The sequence below is a fragment of the Buttiauxella sp. 3AFRM03 genome (genome assembly GCF_003675305.1).
Taxonomy (GTDB): Bacteria; Pseudomonadota; Gammaproteobacteria; order Enterobacterales; family Enterobacteriaceae; genus Buttiauxella; species Buttiauxella ferragutiae.
In genome coordinates this window covers 1949694-1967009 of record NZ_CP033076.1, presented here as the reverse complement: position 1 = coordinate 1967009, position 17316 = coordinate 1949694, and the positions used below count along the sequence as shown (strand labels likewise).

Annotated in this window: 18 protein-coding genes; 12 read left to right on the top strand and 6 right to left on the bottom strand. The window is 49.3% G+C overall.

The features are described 5' to 3' along the window. Positions 1–154: 154 nt before the first annotated feature. On the top strand, positions 155–1264 hold the full coding sequence (locus D8682_RS10665) for a DUF1615 domain-containing protein (protein ID WP_121814244.1): 1110 nt from the start codon (positions 155–157) through the stop codon (positions 1262–1264). Positions 1265–1312: 48 nt separating this feature from the next. Here D8682_RS10665 and D8682_RS10660 read toward each other — a convergent pair whose 3' ends face one another. After that, positions 1313–1636 (bottom strand): DUF2755 family protein, encoded by a 324-nt coding sequence (locus tag D8682_RS10660; protein WP_064549248.1) that lies wholly within the window; start codon positions 1634–1636, stop codon positions 1313–1315. Positions 1637–1909: 273 nt separating this feature from the next. Here D8682_RS10660 and D8682_RS10655 point away from each other — a divergent pair, with 273 nt between their 5' ends. Further along, entirely contained in the window at positions 1910–2140 is a 231-nt protein-coding gene (locus D8682_RS10655) for a DUF2754 family protein (RefSeq protein ID WP_064549245.1), read from the top strand. 3 nt (positions 2141–2143) lie between these two features. Here the strand turns inward: D8682_RS10655 and ddlA are convergent, their stop codons facing one another. Then, complete coding sequence (gene ddlA / locus D8682_RS10650) at positions 2144–3244, bottom strand: D-alanine--D-alanine ligase (protein WP_121814243.1); 1101 nt, start codon at positions 3242–3244, stop codon at positions 2144–2146. A 247-nt stretch (positions 3245–3491) separates the two neighbouring features. On the opposite strand from ddlA, the gene D8682_RS10645 reads away from it, so the two are divergent. From D8682_RS10645 to adrA, 4 genes are all read left to right on the top strand, one after another. Further along, positions 3492–4712: a multidrug efflux MFS transporter gene (locus D8682_RS10645; protein ID WP_064549239.1), complete on the top strand. Its 1221-nt coding sequence runs from the start codon at positions 3492–3494 to the stop codon at positions 4710–4712. Positions 4713–4966: 254 nt separating this feature from the next. Then, a complete protein-coding gene (gene iraP, locus D8682_RS10640; protein ID WP_064549344.1) occupies positions 4967–5227 on the top strand; it encodes an anti-adapter protein IraP in 261 nt (86 codons plus the stop codon). Positions 5228–5445: 218 nt separating this feature from the next. Then, a complete protein-coding gene (locus tag D8682_RS10635; protein WP_064549236.1) occupies positions 5446–5763 on the top strand; it encodes a PsiF family protein in 318 nt (105 codons plus the stop codon). A 150-nt stretch (positions 5764–5913) separates the two neighbouring features. Beyond that, on the top strand, positions 5914–6981 hold the full coding sequence (gene adrA / locus D8682_RS10630) for a diguanylate cyclase AdrA (RefSeq protein WP_064549233.1): 1068 nt from the start codon (positions 5914–5916) through the stop codon (positions 6979–6981). Positions 6982–7015: 34 nt separating this feature from the next. Here the strand turns inward: adrA and proC are convergent, their stop codons facing one another. Next, entirely contained in the window at positions 7016–7825 is an 810-nt protein-coding gene (gene proC, locus D8682_RS10625) for a pyrroline-5-carboxylate reductase (protein ID WP_064549230.1), read from the bottom strand. Positions 7826–7972: 147 nt separating this feature from the next. On the opposite strand from proC, the gene D8682_RS10620 reads away from it, so the two are divergent. The 5 genes from D8682_RS10620 (at position 7973) to ppnP (ending at position 10787) form a co-directional block, all read left to right on the top strand. Next, on the top strand, positions 7973–8434 hold the full coding sequence (locus tag D8682_RS10620; protein ID WP_121814242.1) for a YaiI/YqxD family protein: 462 nt from the start codon (positions 7973–7975) through the stop codon (positions 8432–8434). 263 nt (positions 8435–8697) lie between these two features. Then, complete coding sequence (aroL, locus tag D8682_RS10615) at positions 8698–9222, top strand: shikimate kinase AroL (protein WP_121814241.1); 525 nt, start codon at positions 8698–8700, stop codon at positions 9220–9222. Positions 9223–9266: 44 nt separating this feature from the next. Then, positions 9267–9458, top strand: coding sequence for a YaiA family protein (locus D8682_RS10610; protein ID WP_121814240.1), 192 nt, complete (start codon positions 9267–9269; stop codon positions 9456–9458). 277 nt (positions 9459–9735) lie between these two features. After that, positions 9736–10413: an AroM family protein gene (locus D8682_RS10605; RefSeq protein WP_121814239.1), complete on the top strand. Its 678-nt coding sequence runs from the start codon at positions 9736–9738 to the stop codon at positions 10411–10413. An 80-nt stretch (positions 10414–10493) separates the two neighbouring features. Continuing rightward, a complete protein-coding gene (gene ppnP, locus D8682_RS10600; protein ID WP_034457894.1) occupies positions 10494–10787 on the top strand; it encodes a pyrimidine/purine nucleoside phosphorylase in 294 nt (97 codons plus the stop codon). 42 nt (positions 10788–10829) lie between these two features. Here ppnP and rdgC read toward each other — a convergent pair whose 3' ends face one another. After that, the gene (rdgC, locus tag D8682_RS10595) at positions 10830–11741 is read right to left on the bottom strand and encodes a recombination-associated protein RdgC (protein ID WP_064549221.1); all 912 of its coding nucleotides are present in this window, start codon (positions 11739–11741) and stop codon (positions 10830–10832) included. 125 nt (positions 11742–11866) lie between these two features. Here rdgC and mak point away from each other — a divergent pair, with 125 nt between their 5' ends. Further along, positions 11867–12778: a fructokinase gene (gene mak, locus D8682_RS10590; protein ID WP_064549218.1), complete on the top strand. Its 912-nt coding sequence runs from the start codon at positions 11867–11869 to the stop codon at positions 12776–12778. A gap of 81 nt (positions 12779–12859) precedes the next feature. Here mak and sbcC read toward each other — a convergent pair whose 3' ends face one another. Both sbcC and sbcD read right to left on the bottom strand, forming a co-directional pair. After that, entirely contained in the window at positions 12860–16015 is a 3156-nt protein-coding gene (sbcC, locus tag D8682_RS10585) for an exonuclease subunit SbcC (protein WP_121814238.1), read from the bottom strand. Continuing rightward, the gene (gene sbcD, locus D8682_RS10580) at positions 16012–17229 is read right to left on the bottom strand and encodes an exonuclease subunit SbcD (RefSeq protein WP_064549215.1); all 1218 of its coding nucleotides are present in this window, start codon (positions 17227–17229) and stop codon (positions 16012–16014) included. Before sbcD ends, sbcC begins: the two co-directional genes overlap by 4 nt. Positions 17230–17316 lie beyond the last annotated feature (87 nt).

Sequence of the window (17316 nt, the reverse complement as noted above, 5' to 3'; positions counted from 1 at the left end):
AGGCAATTAACTGTCAAGTTTGTGTCAAGATAAGCGCACTTTTTGTCAGCGCGCCGAATGCTCCCTGGCATTTATCAGCCAATCTCTGATAAACGCCAGATTGCAGAACTGTTATTGTTTATCCAGCCTTACAAAACAATTACAACGGAACGTTATGACTATAGTGACTTTAAGCAGGCAACAAGGACTTTTCGCACTCAGCCTCGGTGCCATTTTGGTGCTGGCGGGTTGTACCACTAAAACCACGCCTTCTGTTTCAGAAACCGCAAAGCCGGTTGATGTCGAAACGGTGGTAAAGCAGAAAATCCCCGCTAGCGTAAAAGACCGTAACAACTGGGCGAAAGATTTAGCGAGCACTTTTAAGAGCCAGGATATTGCGCCAAGCGAGGAAAATATCTGCTCGGTTTTGGCGGTCGCGCAGCAAGAATCCAATCTGGTTGCCGACCCGACCGTGCCAAATCTGAATAAAATTGCCTGGAAGGAAATCGACCGTCGCGCCGAGAAAATGCATATTCCAGTGTTCCTGGTTCACACCGCGCTGTTAATCAAATCGCCGAATGGCAAGAGTTACAGTGAACGTCTGGATAACGTGAAAACGGAAGGGCAGTTGAGCGCCATTTTTGATGATTTCATCGATATGGTGCCGATGGGGCAGAAATTATTCGGCAATCTGAACCCGGTTCATACCGGCGGCCCAATGCAGGTGAGTATCGCTTTTGCTGAACAGCACACCAACGGCTATCCATGGAAAATGGAAGGCACCGTGCGGCAGGAAGTGTTCACGCGACGCGGTGGCTTGTGGTTTGGCACGTATCATTTACTGAATTACCCAGCGAATTACACCCAACCACTTTACCGTTTTGCGGATTTCAACGCCGGATGGTACGCCAGCCGCAACGCCGCATTCCAGAGCGCCGTCAGCAAGGCCAGCGGTGTCAAACTGGCGCTGGATGGCGACTTAATTTTGTATAACACCGATAAAGCAGGCAACACCGAACTGGCTGTCAGGAAGCTGGCGAAAACACTTGATATGAGTGAAAGCCATATTCACCGTGCATTGCAAAAAGGCGACAGCATCGACTTTGAGAAAACTGATTTATATCAGCAGGTTTATGCGATAGCGGAGAAGAAAACCGGTAAGAAGTTGCCACGAGAAATGTTGCCAGGCATTACGCTCGAAAGTCCAAAAATCACCCGTAATTTGACGACAGCCTGGTTTGCTAAGCGAGTGGACGAGCGGCGTGCTGCGTGTATGAAATTGTAAGTCGGAATTCGCAGGCGGATAAACGAAATGTTATCCGCCAAAACAGGTTTAAAAATAATGGCGTTGATGGAATTTCAGCGCCAGGCAAATGACTCCGACTAATGCACAGCCTGCAAGAAAGGGGACCAGACCAAAAACAGTGCTGACTGCAAAACCCATTTCAATGCGCGGGCGCGAGGCATCATTACCCTGAGCGAGGTGTTCAAGTACGCCAGGGGCGTGAACCATCAAACTCAGGATTTGCGCCCCCACCCAGAAGCAGAACAAAATGAATGCGGCATAAGCCAGATTACTCCGGGTAGATCTCTCTGTTTTCGTTGTTGAAACAAGGCCTACCGGAACAACCTGTTTCGACAAACTTATATCAGTCATCACGACCTCCCATGCAACAGTAAAACGATTCAGGCATCGGCCTGATAAATCAATTGCGCTGAGTTTGGCAGGTCATATTGTTTGTCAATATCAGATTGTTGGTAATTTAGGGGGCGGAATAGTCCTGGTTTGCGATTATATGTCTGAGATCACATATTCGTAACTTAGGTGAAATTTTCGTAACATTATGCTGTTTAGCCCGCATCAACGTGCGGTTTATCGCCGCAGGCTATGCCACAATAAGTCCTCTTTTTTGTCCTGACGGGTTGCACCATGTCTGCGAAAACATTGTCTTTAAAAATGCGCCGTGACTGGCACTATTACGCCGTAGCGATTGGCATGATCTTTATTTTGAATGGTGTGATTGGCTTGCTGGGATTTAAAACCGAAGGCTGGCAGAACTATGCAGTCGGGTTGGTGACGTGGGTAATTTGCTTCTGGTTGGCTGGGTTGATCATTCGCCGCCGTCCAGAACCAGAAGAACCGGCGGCAGCGAAAGAGTAGAACTTAAGCTGTAATCGAACTTTTCAGAGCGCTATCTTGCTGGTGGCGCTCAAGAGCCAGCTCAATCAAACGCGTAATCAACGTTTGGTAATCTAAGCCGCTTGCTTGCCAGAGTTTTGGATACATGCTGATGTTGGTAAAGCCAGGCAGCGTGTTGATCTCATTGATAATAACTTCATTATCAGCGGTCAGGAACACATCCACCCGCGCCATCCCACTGCATTCCAGCGTCTGATAAGCACGTACCGCAATTTCACGGATTTTATCGTTGATATCAGCCTCGATCGCCGCAGGTACCACAACTTGCGCGCCTTTATCATCGATATATTTGGTGTCGTAAGAGTAGAAATCGCTGTTAACAACCACTTCACCGCAAGTGCTGGCTCGTGGTTCATCGTTACCCAACACCGCACATTCAATCTCGCGGCCTTTAATACCCGTTTCCACCACGACTTTACTATCAAATTCGAAAGCTAATGCCACTGCCGTTTCGTACTGCTCAGCGGAGCTGACTTTACTGACACCGACGGATGAACCCTGATTAGCAGGTTTAATAAACAGCGGCAGGCCGAGTTTGGCCTGGATTTCGGCAAAGCTAGTTTTGTTACGGTTTGCTCGGGTCAGTGTGATAAACGGAGCGATGTTCAGCCCGGCATCTCGCAGCAGACGTTTCGTCACGTCTTTATCCATGCTTACGGCGGAACCCAACACACCAGAACCGACAAACGGTAAGTTAGCCATGCGCAGCATCCCTTGCAGGGAGCCATCTTCGCCCAGCGTTCCATGAACGATTGGGAAAATCACATCCACCGGGGCTAAAAACTGCGCAGAGGAGGATTCAATCAGTTGGTTCTGGGTTTGACCAGGCACCACGGCGACATTTGTTCCGGAGCGATTCAGGGCGATCAATGCCGGATTTTCTGCGTTTAACAGATAGTTCGACGCATCATTGACATGCCACTGGCCTTGTTTATCAATTCCCAGCAACACCACTTCAAACTTTGATTTATCAATGGCGTCGACAATATTTTTCGCTGACTGCAGCGACACTTCGTGTTCTGCTGACTTGCCACCAAACACGATACCCACCCGCAGTTTTGCCATGCCTAAACCCATCCTTAAACTGTGCAAAGGCGGACAACATACCACGCTCATTGCGAGGATTCATGTGCTTCCTGCAGCTTAAAACAACGCAATTTCTATAATGATTATTCCGTAATCAATATTGCATGTTATTAGGGCTTGGCAGTGAAAATACCGGGCAACAACTCGGCTCGATAAAATCAATTTGTATGATAAAGTTCACATTCTTCGCTATTCTTTTTTATCTCACTTATAAAATGTGCACGGTATGGAATCCTGGAAGGTCAATATTATCTCGGTATGGTTCGGGTGTTTTTTTACCGGATTAGCCATTAGCCAAATTCTGCCGTTTTTGCCGCTGTATGTTGAACAACTCGGCGTAACGTCCCATCAAGCATTGTCTATGTGGTCAGGGCTGACCTTCAGCGTGACGTTTCTGGTTTCCGCTATTGTATCGCCAATGTGGGGTAGTCTTGCCGATCGCAAGGGGCGGAAATTAATGCTGCTGCGGGCATCACTGGGGATGGCTGTCGCCATTTTATTACAGGCGTTTGCCACCAACGTCTGGCAACTTTTTATTCTACGCGCCATCATGGGGCTCACCTCTGGCTATATCCCCAATGCGATGGCGTTAGTGGCCTCTCAAGTCCCTCGGGAACGTAGCGGCTGGGCATTAAGTACTCTTTCAACCGCGCAAATTAGTGGGGTTATTGTTGGCCCATTATTGGGTGGATATATGGCCGATACCCTTGGTTTAAGAATGGTCTTTTATGTCACCGCGGCGTTGTTAATGGTCAGTTTTTTAGTGACATTATTCCTGATTAAAGAAGGTGCACGACCTGTAATAAGTAAATCCGACCGTTTGTCAGGCAAAGCCGTGTTTGCTTCACTTCCTTATCCTAAATTAATGATGAGTTTGTTTGTCACCACCATGGTCATTCAGCTTTGTAATGGTTCGGTGGGACCAATACTCACTCTGTTTATCAAACAGCTTTCTCCTGAAAGTAACAATATCGCTTTTATCAGTGGTTTTATTGCGGCGGTTCCCGGTATCTCGGCTCTTATTTCGGCCCCACGATTAGGTAAGTTGGGTGACAGAATTGGCACTGCCCGTGTATTAATGGCAACGTTGATTATTTCAGTCCTATTATTTTTTGCTATGTCATGGGTGACCTCGCCTATGCAATTAGCCGTATTACGTTTTTTACTGGGCTTTGCCGATGGCGCGATGCTACCAGCGGTTCAAACGTTGTTAGTGAAGTATTGCAGTGACCAGGTGACCGGGCGGATTTTTGGATATAACCAGTCGTTTATGTATCTGGGGAATGTGATTGGCCCCTTAATTGGTGCGGGTGTATCTGCCATGGCTGGCTATCGCTGGGTATTTATTGCTACGGCGTTGGTGGTGTTACTTAATGTATGGCAGTTGGCCGTGATGTTAAGGCGTAAAAGGCAGCAAGATGCCATGCGAAATCAGATGCTGCCTTAATCTTTAAAGTTTCTGCAAGGTATTACCCCTTTTAAAAGGGACAAAAACCAAGCAAAATTACATCAACCACAAACTATGTTGTTAATTTTAGATCTGAAATAACTGCATGGTGATATTTTTAAGTTGTCATCTATAAAATGTTTTTGCGCTCCAACACAAATTTGTTAATCCATATAAAAATAGTCGCTACTCCCTCTAGGCAACATGAAAACAGAATGATAACGTCAGGTTTCAAATCCTTTGGGATAATTATGATGAGAAACCTCATTTCTGAGTTACTGACCAGACTCGCCGAAAAAGAAGAAGAGTCAAAAGAGTTTGTTGCACAGATAGAAGCCCTTGAAATAGTCGTTACTGCCATTCTCCACCGCATGGGGCACCAGGATCAGCAGGCAATAACATCTAGCATTGAAGACTCTTTAGCCAATGTCAAACCCAGTGATACAGTCACATCTTATGACACTGATCTATTGAAGAAATATTTAATCCGACTTCTGAATCGCCCATCAGTTTGAATTTCGGTATTACTCTTTTTTCTGTCTGGTTTTTTATTATTAATACCCTTAATAGTTAATAAGGGTAATTAAGTTGTACTCATCGTTTTTATTTCTCCATTATTCCTCACAGCAGAGTTTCGATAACGGACGAAGCGGCAGAATACCTGCGTCCGGCAGTTCGCCTTTTCGCACTCTACAGACCAAAATTAAAGCATCACATTAAAAAGGGTGGTGCTATGAAAACGGTATTAATGTTCGCTTTATTGGCAGGTATTGTTGGCTCTGCGGGGGCGGCAGACAAAGCGCTGACGCCGCAGCAACAGCGTATGACGACGTGTAATCAAAAAGCCACTGCACAAATCTTAAAAGGGGATGAACGCAAAACCTACATGAGCAACTGCTTAAAAAATAGCGAGTCGCCCCCCGCAGATAAAAGCCTGACCCCGCAACAACAGAAGATGAAAGAGTGTAATGCGCAAGCGGGGCGACAAACCTTATCCGGTGATGTGCGAAAAACCTTCATGGATAATTGCCTGAAAAAACAGCCTAAATAAGCTAAATGGGTGAGACGCTCCGCTGCCTCACCCTAAAAATCATACTTTCCCCCAAAGCATGCTTTCTATAATTACGGCAAATGTTTCAGAATATTCCTAAATATCATGATTAATGATCACAATTCTGGTAGATGGATTCCTGGGGGGCTTATGGACGGTTCAACATACCTCGATGAGGATCGACATCGTTCGGGAAGGCGGTTTGCCCGCCGCCTTTACATACCGAGAACTATTGGGTTAGGGACCGGTTTTTTCTGTGTCGCCTCGGTATTGGTGATGCAGCCAGTATCGGGGTGGTGGTGGTTGTTACTTATCGCCTATGGCTATATCTGGCCGCACTTAGCATGGCAAATGGCCGATCGCGCACCTGACCCAGCCCGGGCAGAAACCCGTAATTTAATGATTGATTCGTTAATGGGCGGCGTATGGATTGGGGTGATGGGAATGAATGCACTCCCATCAGCATTAATCCTCGCGATGATATGCATGAACAATGTCGGTTGCGGTGGATTGAAACTGTTCTTCAACGGCTTGGGCTTTATAGTGCTGAGTTGCCTGTTGACGCTAGGTATGTTCCTAATACCCCTTAATCTAGAAACCATGCCATCTCAGGTCTGGATTTGCTTGCCGTTTTTGTTGATTTACCCTACTTACTTTGGACTGGTCAGTTACCGAACCGCGCTAAAACTTTCCGAGCATAAACGGCGCTTAATGCACATGAGCACTCGTGATGGCATGACCGGCGTATATAACCGTCGTCACTGGGAACATCTGCTGCACGGTGAATATGACAACTGCCAGCGCTATCATCGCAGTGCCACCTTGATTTTGATTGATATTGACCACTTTAAATCAATTAATGATTCATGCGGCCATGATGTGGGTGATGAGGCGATTCTGGCCATTACAGAGCATTTGCAGCTCACTTTGCGCATTACAGATGTTGTCGGACGTTTCGGTGGTGACGAATTTGGCGTGATTATGTCAGGCACGGCGCAAGATAGCGCGATACAGGCCATGGCTCGTGTACGTGACTATCTTGATGAGTTTCGTTTACCGCATGCACCGCATATCTCACTGCGTATCAGTGTCGGTGTGGCGGAGTTTGATCACAGCATGGTGAGCTATCGCGAATGGTTAAAAGCGGCAGATGTTGCGTTGTATAAAGCTAAAAACCTGGGGCGCAGCCGTACTGAAGTGGCCGATATTGCAGCTTAAAACCCCCTCCCGGAAACAGGAGAGGGTAACAAAATTATGATTTGCCCAAGTGTTCTGATTTCGCCATACATTTCACCATGGCTTCCATCACTGCAGCTCTGAACCCTTTTTCTTCCAGAACCTTCACGGCTTCAATAGTGGTGCCGCCTGGCGAGCACACCATATCCTTTAACTCACCAGGATGTTTACCCGTTTCCAGTACCATTTTGGCTGAGCCCATGACGGCCTGCGCAGCAAATTGATAGGCCTGTTTGCGCGGCATCCCCCCTAACACAGCGGCATCAGCCATGGCTTCGATAAACATAAACACATACGCTGGTGCAGAGCCGCTAACCCCCACAACCGGATGGATCATGGTTTCAGACACCACTTCGGCAAGCCCGAAGCTGCGGAAAATGTTAACCGCATCGGCAATATCTTCGGGAGTAGCCAGCGCGTTTGGCGTGATGGACGTCATACCCGCATTCACTAACGCTGGGGTATTGGGCATGGCGCGAATAATTTTGCGATCGTGGCCCAGTGCTTTAGCCAGAGAATCCAGCGTTACGCCCGCAGCAATGGAAATCACCACCGAGTCTTTATTCAGGCTGGAATTGACTTCACTCAGCACTTTTAGCATGACATTTGGTTTCACGGCACCGAAAACAATATCTGCAATTTGTGCCACTTCTTGCGCACTTTCTGCCGCATTAATACCATATTGATCGTGCAACTCTTGCACTTTATCGGGCGAAGGTGTGTAGACCCAGATATTACCAGGAAGCACCTGTCCACTGGCTATCAGACCACCAAGGATGGCTTTCCCCATGTTGCCGCAACCAATAAAACCAATCTTCTTATCCATAGTCTCACTCCATCTTCTGAGTTGTACGATGAGCATAGCTTAACGTGATTTCCGCCGCTTCGGCTAACCGTAAGCAAAGATAAAGTTTGCGATTCTGCAAAAGCACGGCAAGATCGCCACCATAAACCCCGACCCACAGGAATCGTCATGCAAATCTGGGTGGATGCTGATGCGTGTCCAAAAGTGATTAAAGAAGTACTGTTTCGTGCAGCGGAACGCGCACAAATGATGGTAACTCTGGTTGCCAACCAGGGGCTAAAAGTTCCACCATCGCGCTATATCCGCAGCCTGCAAGTGGCAAGCGGGTTTGATGTTGCTGATAACGAAATTGTGCGCCGCTGCGAAAAGGGCGACTTAGTCGTCACCGCAGATATTCCTCTGGCCGCTGACGTGCTGGAAAAAGGTGCGATTGCACTGAACCCTCGTGGAGAGCTGTACACGCCAGCGACTATCCGGGAACGCCTGACGATGCGCGATTTTATGGATACTTTACGAGCCAGTGGTGTACAAACTGGCGGGCCAGACAGCCTCAACCAGCGTGACCGCCAGCTATTTGCCAACGAACTGGAAAAGTGGCTGCTGGTTGCCAGCCGTTCAAAAGGCGCCTAAAACCGATGTAATTCTATTCCGCGTACTAGCTTGCTGATATGATGATTCGCGTAACGAAAAACGTTATAGATTCAGATTGCTGACAAAGGGTGATAAATGTGTTTTGTAGGGTGGCTAAGCGTTAGCGTCATCCACCATTTACGCCAGTTGTGTCGGATGACGCTGCGCTTATCCGACCTACGAAGACGTTTGTCATCAGTCTCTGGATTTTTACCTACTCAGATTTTTACCAACTCTGGCGTACTGCTGAGGATTAGCCACTGATGACTCAACCCATTTATTTAGTCGGCGCACGAGGTTGTGGCAAAACAACCGTCGGTGTTGCATTAGCGCAGGCATTGGGCTGTAACTTTGTCGATACCGACCATTACCTTTTAGACAGCACCAAAATGAGCGTTGCCGATATTGTGGAAAAAGAGGGCTGGGAAGGTTTTCGTCGTCGTGAATCAGGTGCGCTGCAAAGTGTTACTGCTCCCGGTACGGTTATTGCCACCGGCGGCGGCATGGTTCTGGCCGAAAGTAACCGTCAGTTTATGCGTGAGCATGGTGTCGTCATTTATTTGCGAGCTCCTGCGCAAATCCTGGCATCACGTTTAGAAGCTTTCCCGGAAGAAGGCCAGCGTCCAACGCTCACTGGCAGACCTATTACGGATGAAATCGTTGAGGTTCTCGCCGCGCGTGAAGCGCTTTACAACCAGGCTGCACACCATGTCGTTGATGCCACTCGTCCGCCTGCGGAAATTGTTGAAGCGGTGCTGGCGGTACTGCATACGGCTCGAGCCAGCTGATTTTTGTCTATACTTAACGCTCATTCATCTCCAAAGGAAGAGCGATGGCGAGCAATCCTCCATACCCCCGGGAAGCGCGTATAGTTGCCGTTGAAAAAGGTGCGACAGATAAAACTGTGACCTGGTATCAACTTCGAGCCGATCATCCCCATCCTGATACGCTGATTAGTGAGCACGAAAGCGAACAAGAAGCGCTGGATGCTAAACAGCGTTATGAAGATCCGCGAAAGACGTAAAATCCCGGCAAGGACGCCAGAATCCCCTCATCTTTTAAGTGAATTCATTGACCTGGTGATTAATCACATCTTTTGCTCAATTCATTTGTTAAATATTCATTACCATGATGTTGTATCAATGTCGTTGACGTTTCGTTGAATATTCCAGCAGGTGCTCTGCAAATATGCTGCTACGCTTTGTGGTTAATTATTGAGCGACCTTCAGCAGAGTATCATTTGTAAGGATTGGTACCAGCGCAGCATTGAGGGGCTGATATGGGACAAGGGCGGAACGAACATGAAACAAACATTGGCAATTATTACCATCGGCGTCGTCCCGGTCAGTGAAATACTGCCGCTACTGACAGATCACATCTCTGAAGAGAGAATCAGACACCTCAGTTTACTGGGCCACCTCTCTCACGATGAAGTGATGGCTGAATACTCCCCTACACCGGGAAATGAACCACTTCTGACGCTTTTATCCGGCAACGTGCTGGTTTATGTCGATAAACAAAAAGTTGAGAAGGCGCTGCAGAGTGTGATTGAAGTGCTGGATAATCAGGGCTTCGATGTCATTTTGCTGATGAGCACCCACCGCTTATCGAATCTCTCCGTGCGTAACGGTATTTTGCTCGAGCCAGAACGTATTATCCCACCGCTGGTGGCCTCAATTGTCGATGGGCATCAAGTCGGTATCATCATCCCCGTTCCTGAATTGCTGAAATTTCAGAATAAAAAATGGCAGTTGTTGGAAAACGAGCCGCTGTATGAATTGGCGAATCCCATTCATGGAAGCGAGCAGGATTTAATCGAAGCCGGAAAGAAACTGGTTAAAGATGGTGCGGATGTGCTGGTTCTGGACTGTCTGGGTTTCCACCAAAAACATCGTGATTTGTTGCAAAAATCACTCGATGTTCCGGTATTGTTATCGAACGTGTTAATTGCGCGCTTAGCGTCAGAGTTGCTCGCATAACAACGGTCAATAATTTGCGTGACAGGCTCTTCCGTTCCCCTCTATATTGTTTTTTCAACTATTTTAAAAAGGGCCTGGTTATGCTTCAAAGTAATGAGTACTTTTCCGGTAAAGTGAAATCTATTGGGTTTACCAGCAGCAGCACTGGCCGCGCAAGTGTTGGGGTGATGGTTGAAGGTGAATACACTTTCGGGACCGCCCAACCAGAAGAAATGACAGTGATTAGTGGGGCATTGCACGTGTTACTGCCGGGTGAAACCGAGTGGAAAACCTATGCGGCGGGCACCGTGTTCCATGTTCCAGGACACAGCGAATTCCATTTACAAGTTGCTGAACCTACCTCTTATCTTTGCCGTTATCTGGCTGATAAATAATGTCTTTATTTCCCTCTTCCCGTCGGGAAGAGGGAACAGATTTTAGCGCTGAGCTTCGCCGCCTAACGCTTCCACCAGGTTCTTAATCAACGCCGCCAGTTCACCCGTCATCAGAATAAAATCTGCATCAAAACGAGCACCGAAATCTTCACGGTCAATATCCTCGTTTTGGTCGCGCAGCGTATCGGCAAACTTCAGACGCTTAATTGAACCATCATCGGCAACCAGGAACTGAATACGTTCTTGCCAGTCCAGAGCTAATTTCGTCACCACTTTATCGGCTTCGATATGCGCAGCAATTTCATCGCACACCAGATCCTGCTGCTTACAGCGGATCACACCACCACCTTCGAGAATGGCTTTCAGCTCGGCTTCATCCATCAGCGCAAAGCCTGGAGGAACATCGCCGGAGCGCACCCACTCAGTCAGCGTCAGTTCAATTGGGTTTTCCAGTGCCAACGGGACAACCGGTAGCGAACCGAGGCTTTTACGCAGCAGCGCCAACGTATCTTCAGCTTTCTTGGCGCTGGCACAATCAACCATGATCAAACCGTTTACGGTATCGATCCACATCATCGTTTGGTTAAAACGGCTGAATGCGCGTGGCAGCAAAGAGTGCAGCACTTCATCTTTTAGAGAATCTTTCTCGGTCTTTTTCAGCTTGCGAGCTTGTTCGGCTTCGAGCCTGCTGATTTTTGCTTCCAGCTCTTGTTTAATCACTGGAGCCGGGAGAATTTTTTCTTCTTTACGGGCGCAAATCACAATTTGCCCATTGGCGACATGGGTTAATGAATCGCTGTGTGAGCCCATTGGCGATACCCAACCGGTCTTGGCCATGTCCTGGCTACCGCATGGGGTAAAAGTAAATGCGGCCAACTGCTTTTCCATGTCATCCGCTGAAAGCGTGATGTCACGGCTTAAACGGTAAACCATTAAATTTTTGAACCACAGCATGATTTTTTCCCGGACTGTCAGTTAAACGCAGCGGGCATGATAACGAATCAGGCGCTGTGTTTCATTGTCTTTACGGCGTAACACTTCTATTCTATTGATAATACTAATCAAATTAGGGGGTTGCTGTGCGCATTGGTATCGACCTGGGTGGGACAAAAACAGAAGTGATCGCTCTGGCGAACGACGGAAAGCAACTTTTTCGTCATCGCCTGCCAACACCAAAAAATGATTATCAGCAAACCATCGCAACTATCGTTGAACTCGTGCGTCTGGCTGAAGAGGCAACCGGGGAGAAGGGAACGGTCGGAATGGGTATTCCAGGTTCGATTTCACCCTATACACGCGTGGTCAAAAATGCGAACTCCACCTGGCTTAACGGGCAGCCTTTTGATAAAGATTTGTGCGATGCGCTCCAGCGCGAAGTGCGTTTGGCAAACGATGCCAACTGCCTGGCGGTTTCGGAAGCTATCGACGGAGCGGCGGCTGGTGCGGCGATGGTTTTTGCCGTGATTATTGGTACAGGATGTGGTGCAGGCGTGGCCATTAATGGCCGCAGCCTGATCGGCGGCAACGGCACGGCGGGCGAATGGGGCCATAACCCATTACCGTGGATGGACGAAGACGAACTCCGTTTTCGTGAAGAAGTGCCTTGCTACTGCGGAAAACAAGGTTGCATCGAAACCTTTATTTCCGGTACTGGTTTCGGCACCGACTACCATCGCCTGAGCGGGAAATCATTGAAAGGCAATGAGATTATGCATCTGGTGGATCAACAAGATCCGATCGCTGAACTGGCGATCTCACGCTATGAAATGCGCCTCGCAAAATCTTTGGCACACATCGTCAATATTCTCGATCCTGATGTGATCGTGTTAGGCGGTGGCATGAGCAACAACGAACGCTTGTACAAAACGGTGCCACAGCTGGTGAAACCGTGGGTGTTTGGTGGCGAATGCGAAACTCCAATCCGCAAAGCAGTGCACGGCGATTCCAGCGGCGTGCGCGGTGCCGCATGGTTGTGGCCGCTGGAGAAGTAAAAGCTGGCGGATGACGCTACGCTTATCTGCCCTACGAGATCTCACATGTAGGTTGGATAAGCGCAGGGTCATCCGATAAAATTACTCGACAGCAAACTCCTTAGCGAGGCGGCTAACACCCAATCCGTTGATCTTCTTCACCTTAATCTGTACCGGAATACGTTCTTTCATTGCCTCAACGTGGCTTATCACGCCGATGGTTTTGCCGCTGGCATTGAGCGTATCTAACGCATCCAGCGCGGTGTCCAGTGTCTCTGCATCCAGCGTGCCAAAGCCTTCATCAAGGAACAGCGAGTCGATGCGGGTTTTGTGGCTCACCAGGTCGGATAACGCCAGCGCCAGCGCCAGGCTGACCAGGAAACTCTCACCACCTGAAAGCGTGCGAGTGTCGCGCACCGCATCGGCCTGCCATGTATCGACCACCTGCAATTCCAGAGCTTCGCTATCTTTGCGTTGTAACAAATAACGCCCATGCAAACGGTTTAGCTGGTTGTTCGCCAACCACACCAGATTATCGAGCGTTAGCCCCTGGGCAAACTTACGGAATTTATCGCCTTCCTTCGAACCAATTAACGCATTGAGATAGCCCCAGTCTTCAACTTGCTGCTGGCACTCGACGATGGACTGCATCAGCCCTTGCTGGCGTAGGCGATTTTCTGCGTCATGGCGAAGCTGTTGCTGAATCTGTCCTTGTTGCGTGGTGTTCTCGCGCAGTTGCTGATTACACAGCGTTAATTGTGCGTCCAGCAAACTCAGTTCTGCATCGTCAGCAAGCGTAGTTGGGCGAGCCGCTTTATGGTCAGTGAGCGCTTTCTCAGCTTGCTGGCAAAGAATGGTTTGCTGCTGATGCTGTTGCTCAAGATGCTGTTTTTTCTGCTCAAGTTGCTGGCGTTCACTTTCATCGAGTAATGCTGCCTGGAATGACGGTGCATCGGCGAACTGGCTAGCGGCAAGGGTGGACAGGAACTGCTCATTTGCCTGACTCACGCGGGCTTCTTCCTGTTGCAACTGCTGTTGCAGCGTCTTCCACTGGCTCTCCAGCGCAATACAGTCGCTGTGCAAGTTATGCCAGTTTTGCAACGCTGAAATTTGTTCGCTTTCGGATAGCGGAGCAGGCGTGGTGCCATCATCAATCAGCGCATTGAGCAGGTTTTCCAGGGCGTTTAGTTGCTGTTGTAAACGTGGAAGTTGTTCATTGCGCTGTTGCCAGCTTTGGGATTCCTGTTGGCGCTGTTCCAGCCAGCTATGTTCTTCACCGTGAGCGGGATGTTGTAGGCCAGCATTTTCGAGCACGCTATTGAGTGTTTCTCGTTGTGCCGCGGCCTCTGCCGCTAGTTTGCTGTGTTGCAGACGCGTCCGAGCGAGTTGCTCCTCCAGCACGATCCGTTGGCTGAGTTGATGCAGCTGCTGCTCGCGTTTTTCTTCGCTTTCCAGCCACTGCTGGAGGTCGTCCTCGGGCTTCAGCGCCAGTTGCAGGCTGGCGCACAGTTGCTGCCAGCGTAGACGTAATGCCTTCTCTTCTTCATCAAGCGTTTTGATGGCGACAACCAGGTTTTCGCGCTGTGAACGCAACGTGTCGAGTTGGCCTTTCATCGCAAAACCAGCTTCCGCAAGGCTGGCAACTTCACGTTTTAGTGCCGTCAGACGCTGCTGATTTTCTCCTGGCTGTATGGCCTGATAATCCGCCACTGCCGGATGCTGCGTGGAACCACACAGCGGGCAAGGTTGATCGGGTTGCAAATGGGCGCGTTCAGCTTCGAGACTGACAATGCGCATTTCCAGTTCGCATACTTTTTCCAGGTCACTTTCATGCTGGCGGCGCTCTTTGTATTGCTGGCGTTTGAGTGCCAGCTCGACATCGCCTTGAGTGATCTGTTTTTCAAGCGCAGTAATATCTTGTTGCTGCTGGATTTTTCGCTTGTGAAGTGAGGCAAGTTGCGGCTGTAAAGCAGCAAGCTGCTGGCGCAAAGGGCGCGCGGTAATCGTTGCTTGTAAATGAGTACTCACTTCATCAGCAGTGAGCGTAAGCTCAACGGCTGGCAGCAGTTCCAGCTTTTTCTGGCTAGTTTCAATATCACGCTGCAAGGTCTGTAGCTGGCTGGCATCGCGTTGTTGTTGATTGAATGCCATGCGCCAGCCTGCAAGTTCAGCGCCCCACAGGCGGTACCTGTCATGCGTTTTCAGCCAGGCTTGCAGCTCGCTGTTTTCATGCGCCAGTTTTGCTGCCTGGCTTGCGGCGGCCTGCCGGGTCTGCTGGCGACGCACTGTCGCCTGATGTAAGCGAGTATTCACTTCTTCGCTTTGTACGCGGGTGTTTTGCAGCGTGGCCTGTAATTCCTGCAAGCGTTGCCAGTCAGGGCGCAGTTTTTCTGCGGGCTGGGCTCGTGTTAGTTTTTCGAGAAGCGGCGCTGCTTCTTCGATTGCGCGAGTTGCCGCATTCAGTGCCGTTCCCGCATGCGAGTGTTTTTGAGTCAACAGGTCGAGTTGGCTGAGCCATTGCTGGTGTTGCTGGAGTGTCTGCTGTTCAGCCAGGCGGTTTTTTTCTTCTGTAGTAAGTGCCTGCAAACTCTCTGAAAGCTGCTGGCGCTGGGATTCATCCAGAAGTGCTACACCTGCTGCCTGCGCTTGCAGGTTCTCTAATTGGCTGCGTACATTTTTATGATTTTCGAACACCGCCGCAGAAACTGTACCGTAAATTTCAGTACCGGTGAGTTCTTCAAGCAATGAGGCACGGTCATTGGCGTCGGCATTTAAAAACGCCGCAAACTGCCCCTGAGAAAGCATCATGGAGCGGGTGAAGCGGTCGTAATCGAGTCCGGTCAATTTGGCGGTGATATCGAGCTTATCTTTCACTTTATCGGCGATGATCTTGCCGCTTTCTACTTCAGCCAGCTCAACGCGCGGGGCTTGCAGATTGCCGTTGGCCGCATTACGCGCCCGGTTCTGGCTCCAGAATGCGCGGTAGGCAACACCTTTTACTTCAAATTCCACTTCCGCCAGACACTCGGCAGTGTCGCGGGTCATCAGGTCATTCTGTGATTGCGAGACCGTGTTGAGACGTGGCGTTTTGTGATAAAGCGCGAGGCAGACAGCATCAAGTAGCGTAGTTTTACCCGCTCCTGTTGGCCCGGTGATGGCAAACAAACCATTGCTGGCGAAAGGCTCGCGGGTGAAATCAATTTTCCATTCCCCTTTCAGGGAGTTGAGGTTTTTCAATCGCAGACTGAGGATTTTCATGCTTGTTCCTCCGCGTCATGCAGGCTGGCGACCGTTTGGGCAAACAGAGTGCGCAGGCGTTTTGCGCGTTCTTCAGTGGTTTCTTCCTGAACCAGGCGGCGTTCAAAAACCTCTTCAACCGTCAATTCACTTAGGGTTTCTTTATGTTGTTGAGCAATAACACGCTCGCGCTGCTCACGGCTACGGCGCAGCAAAACCACTTCAACAGGCAGCGTTTCGGTTAGCTGTTGAATATGGCGCTGCATATCATGCAGATATTCATCGGTGGCGATTTCAATATCCAGCCACACTTTGGGTTCTGTCGGTGCATCGCGCCATTGTTCAAGCTGCTGTTCAATTTCGTTCAGCGAACCTTTGATCACCGCCAGCGGCTGGCTAACTGGTACCGTAAGTGGGGTGACTTCATGAAGTTTACCTTCTGAAAATTCAACCAGATAAACACTTTTGGTCTTACCGGTTTCGTCAAAACTTAACGGTATTGGTGAGCCGCTGTAGCGGATATGTTCGGTGCCACCAATTAATTGCGCACGGTGAATATGGCCCAGGGCAATGTAATCGGCATCCGGGAAATGCTGCGCCGGGAAAGCGTCGAGTGTGCCAATATAGATGTCACGCACGGCGTCACTTTTCGTCACGCCGACGGTGGTTAAATGCCCGGTGGCGATAATTGGCAACTGCGCGTCAGCGCGCAGAACGCAAGCGGCGCTAAAACACTGCTGATAATGTTCACCGATCGCTTCCATTAATGAACGCTGCTTTTCATGGCCGGATAAACCCGCCAGACTGTTTTGAATATCGCGTGGCCGCAGAAAGGGAATGGGGCAGAGAATAGCGCCAGGCGCGCCATCTTTCGTATTCAGCACAATTGCCTGCTGGCTGGTATCGTGGCGTGCGCTGGCGACGACATAAGTGTTAAGACACGCCATCAGTTCACGGGACTCGTTCAATGTGGCAACTGAGTCATGGTTACCGGCGAGCACCACCAGTGAGCAGCCGGTAGACTGGAGTTGCACCACAAAGCGGTTATACAGTTCTCGCGCATAGCTTGGTGGCGAGCCAGTATCAAAAATATCGCCCGCGACGATTATTGCATCCACATCATGTTCAACGGCAGCTTTCAGCAGCCATTCAAGAAAAGCCTGATGCTCCGGCCCGCGGCTTTTGGTATAAAAATTTTGACCAAGGTGCCAGTCTGATGTGTGAATTATGCGCATAACCTGTCCGGTGGCTTAAAAGCGAGGCCTCGATTATAAGGGGGCGAGGCGGAAAACGGCATAGGTCTCTGTGTCATAAATCAAATT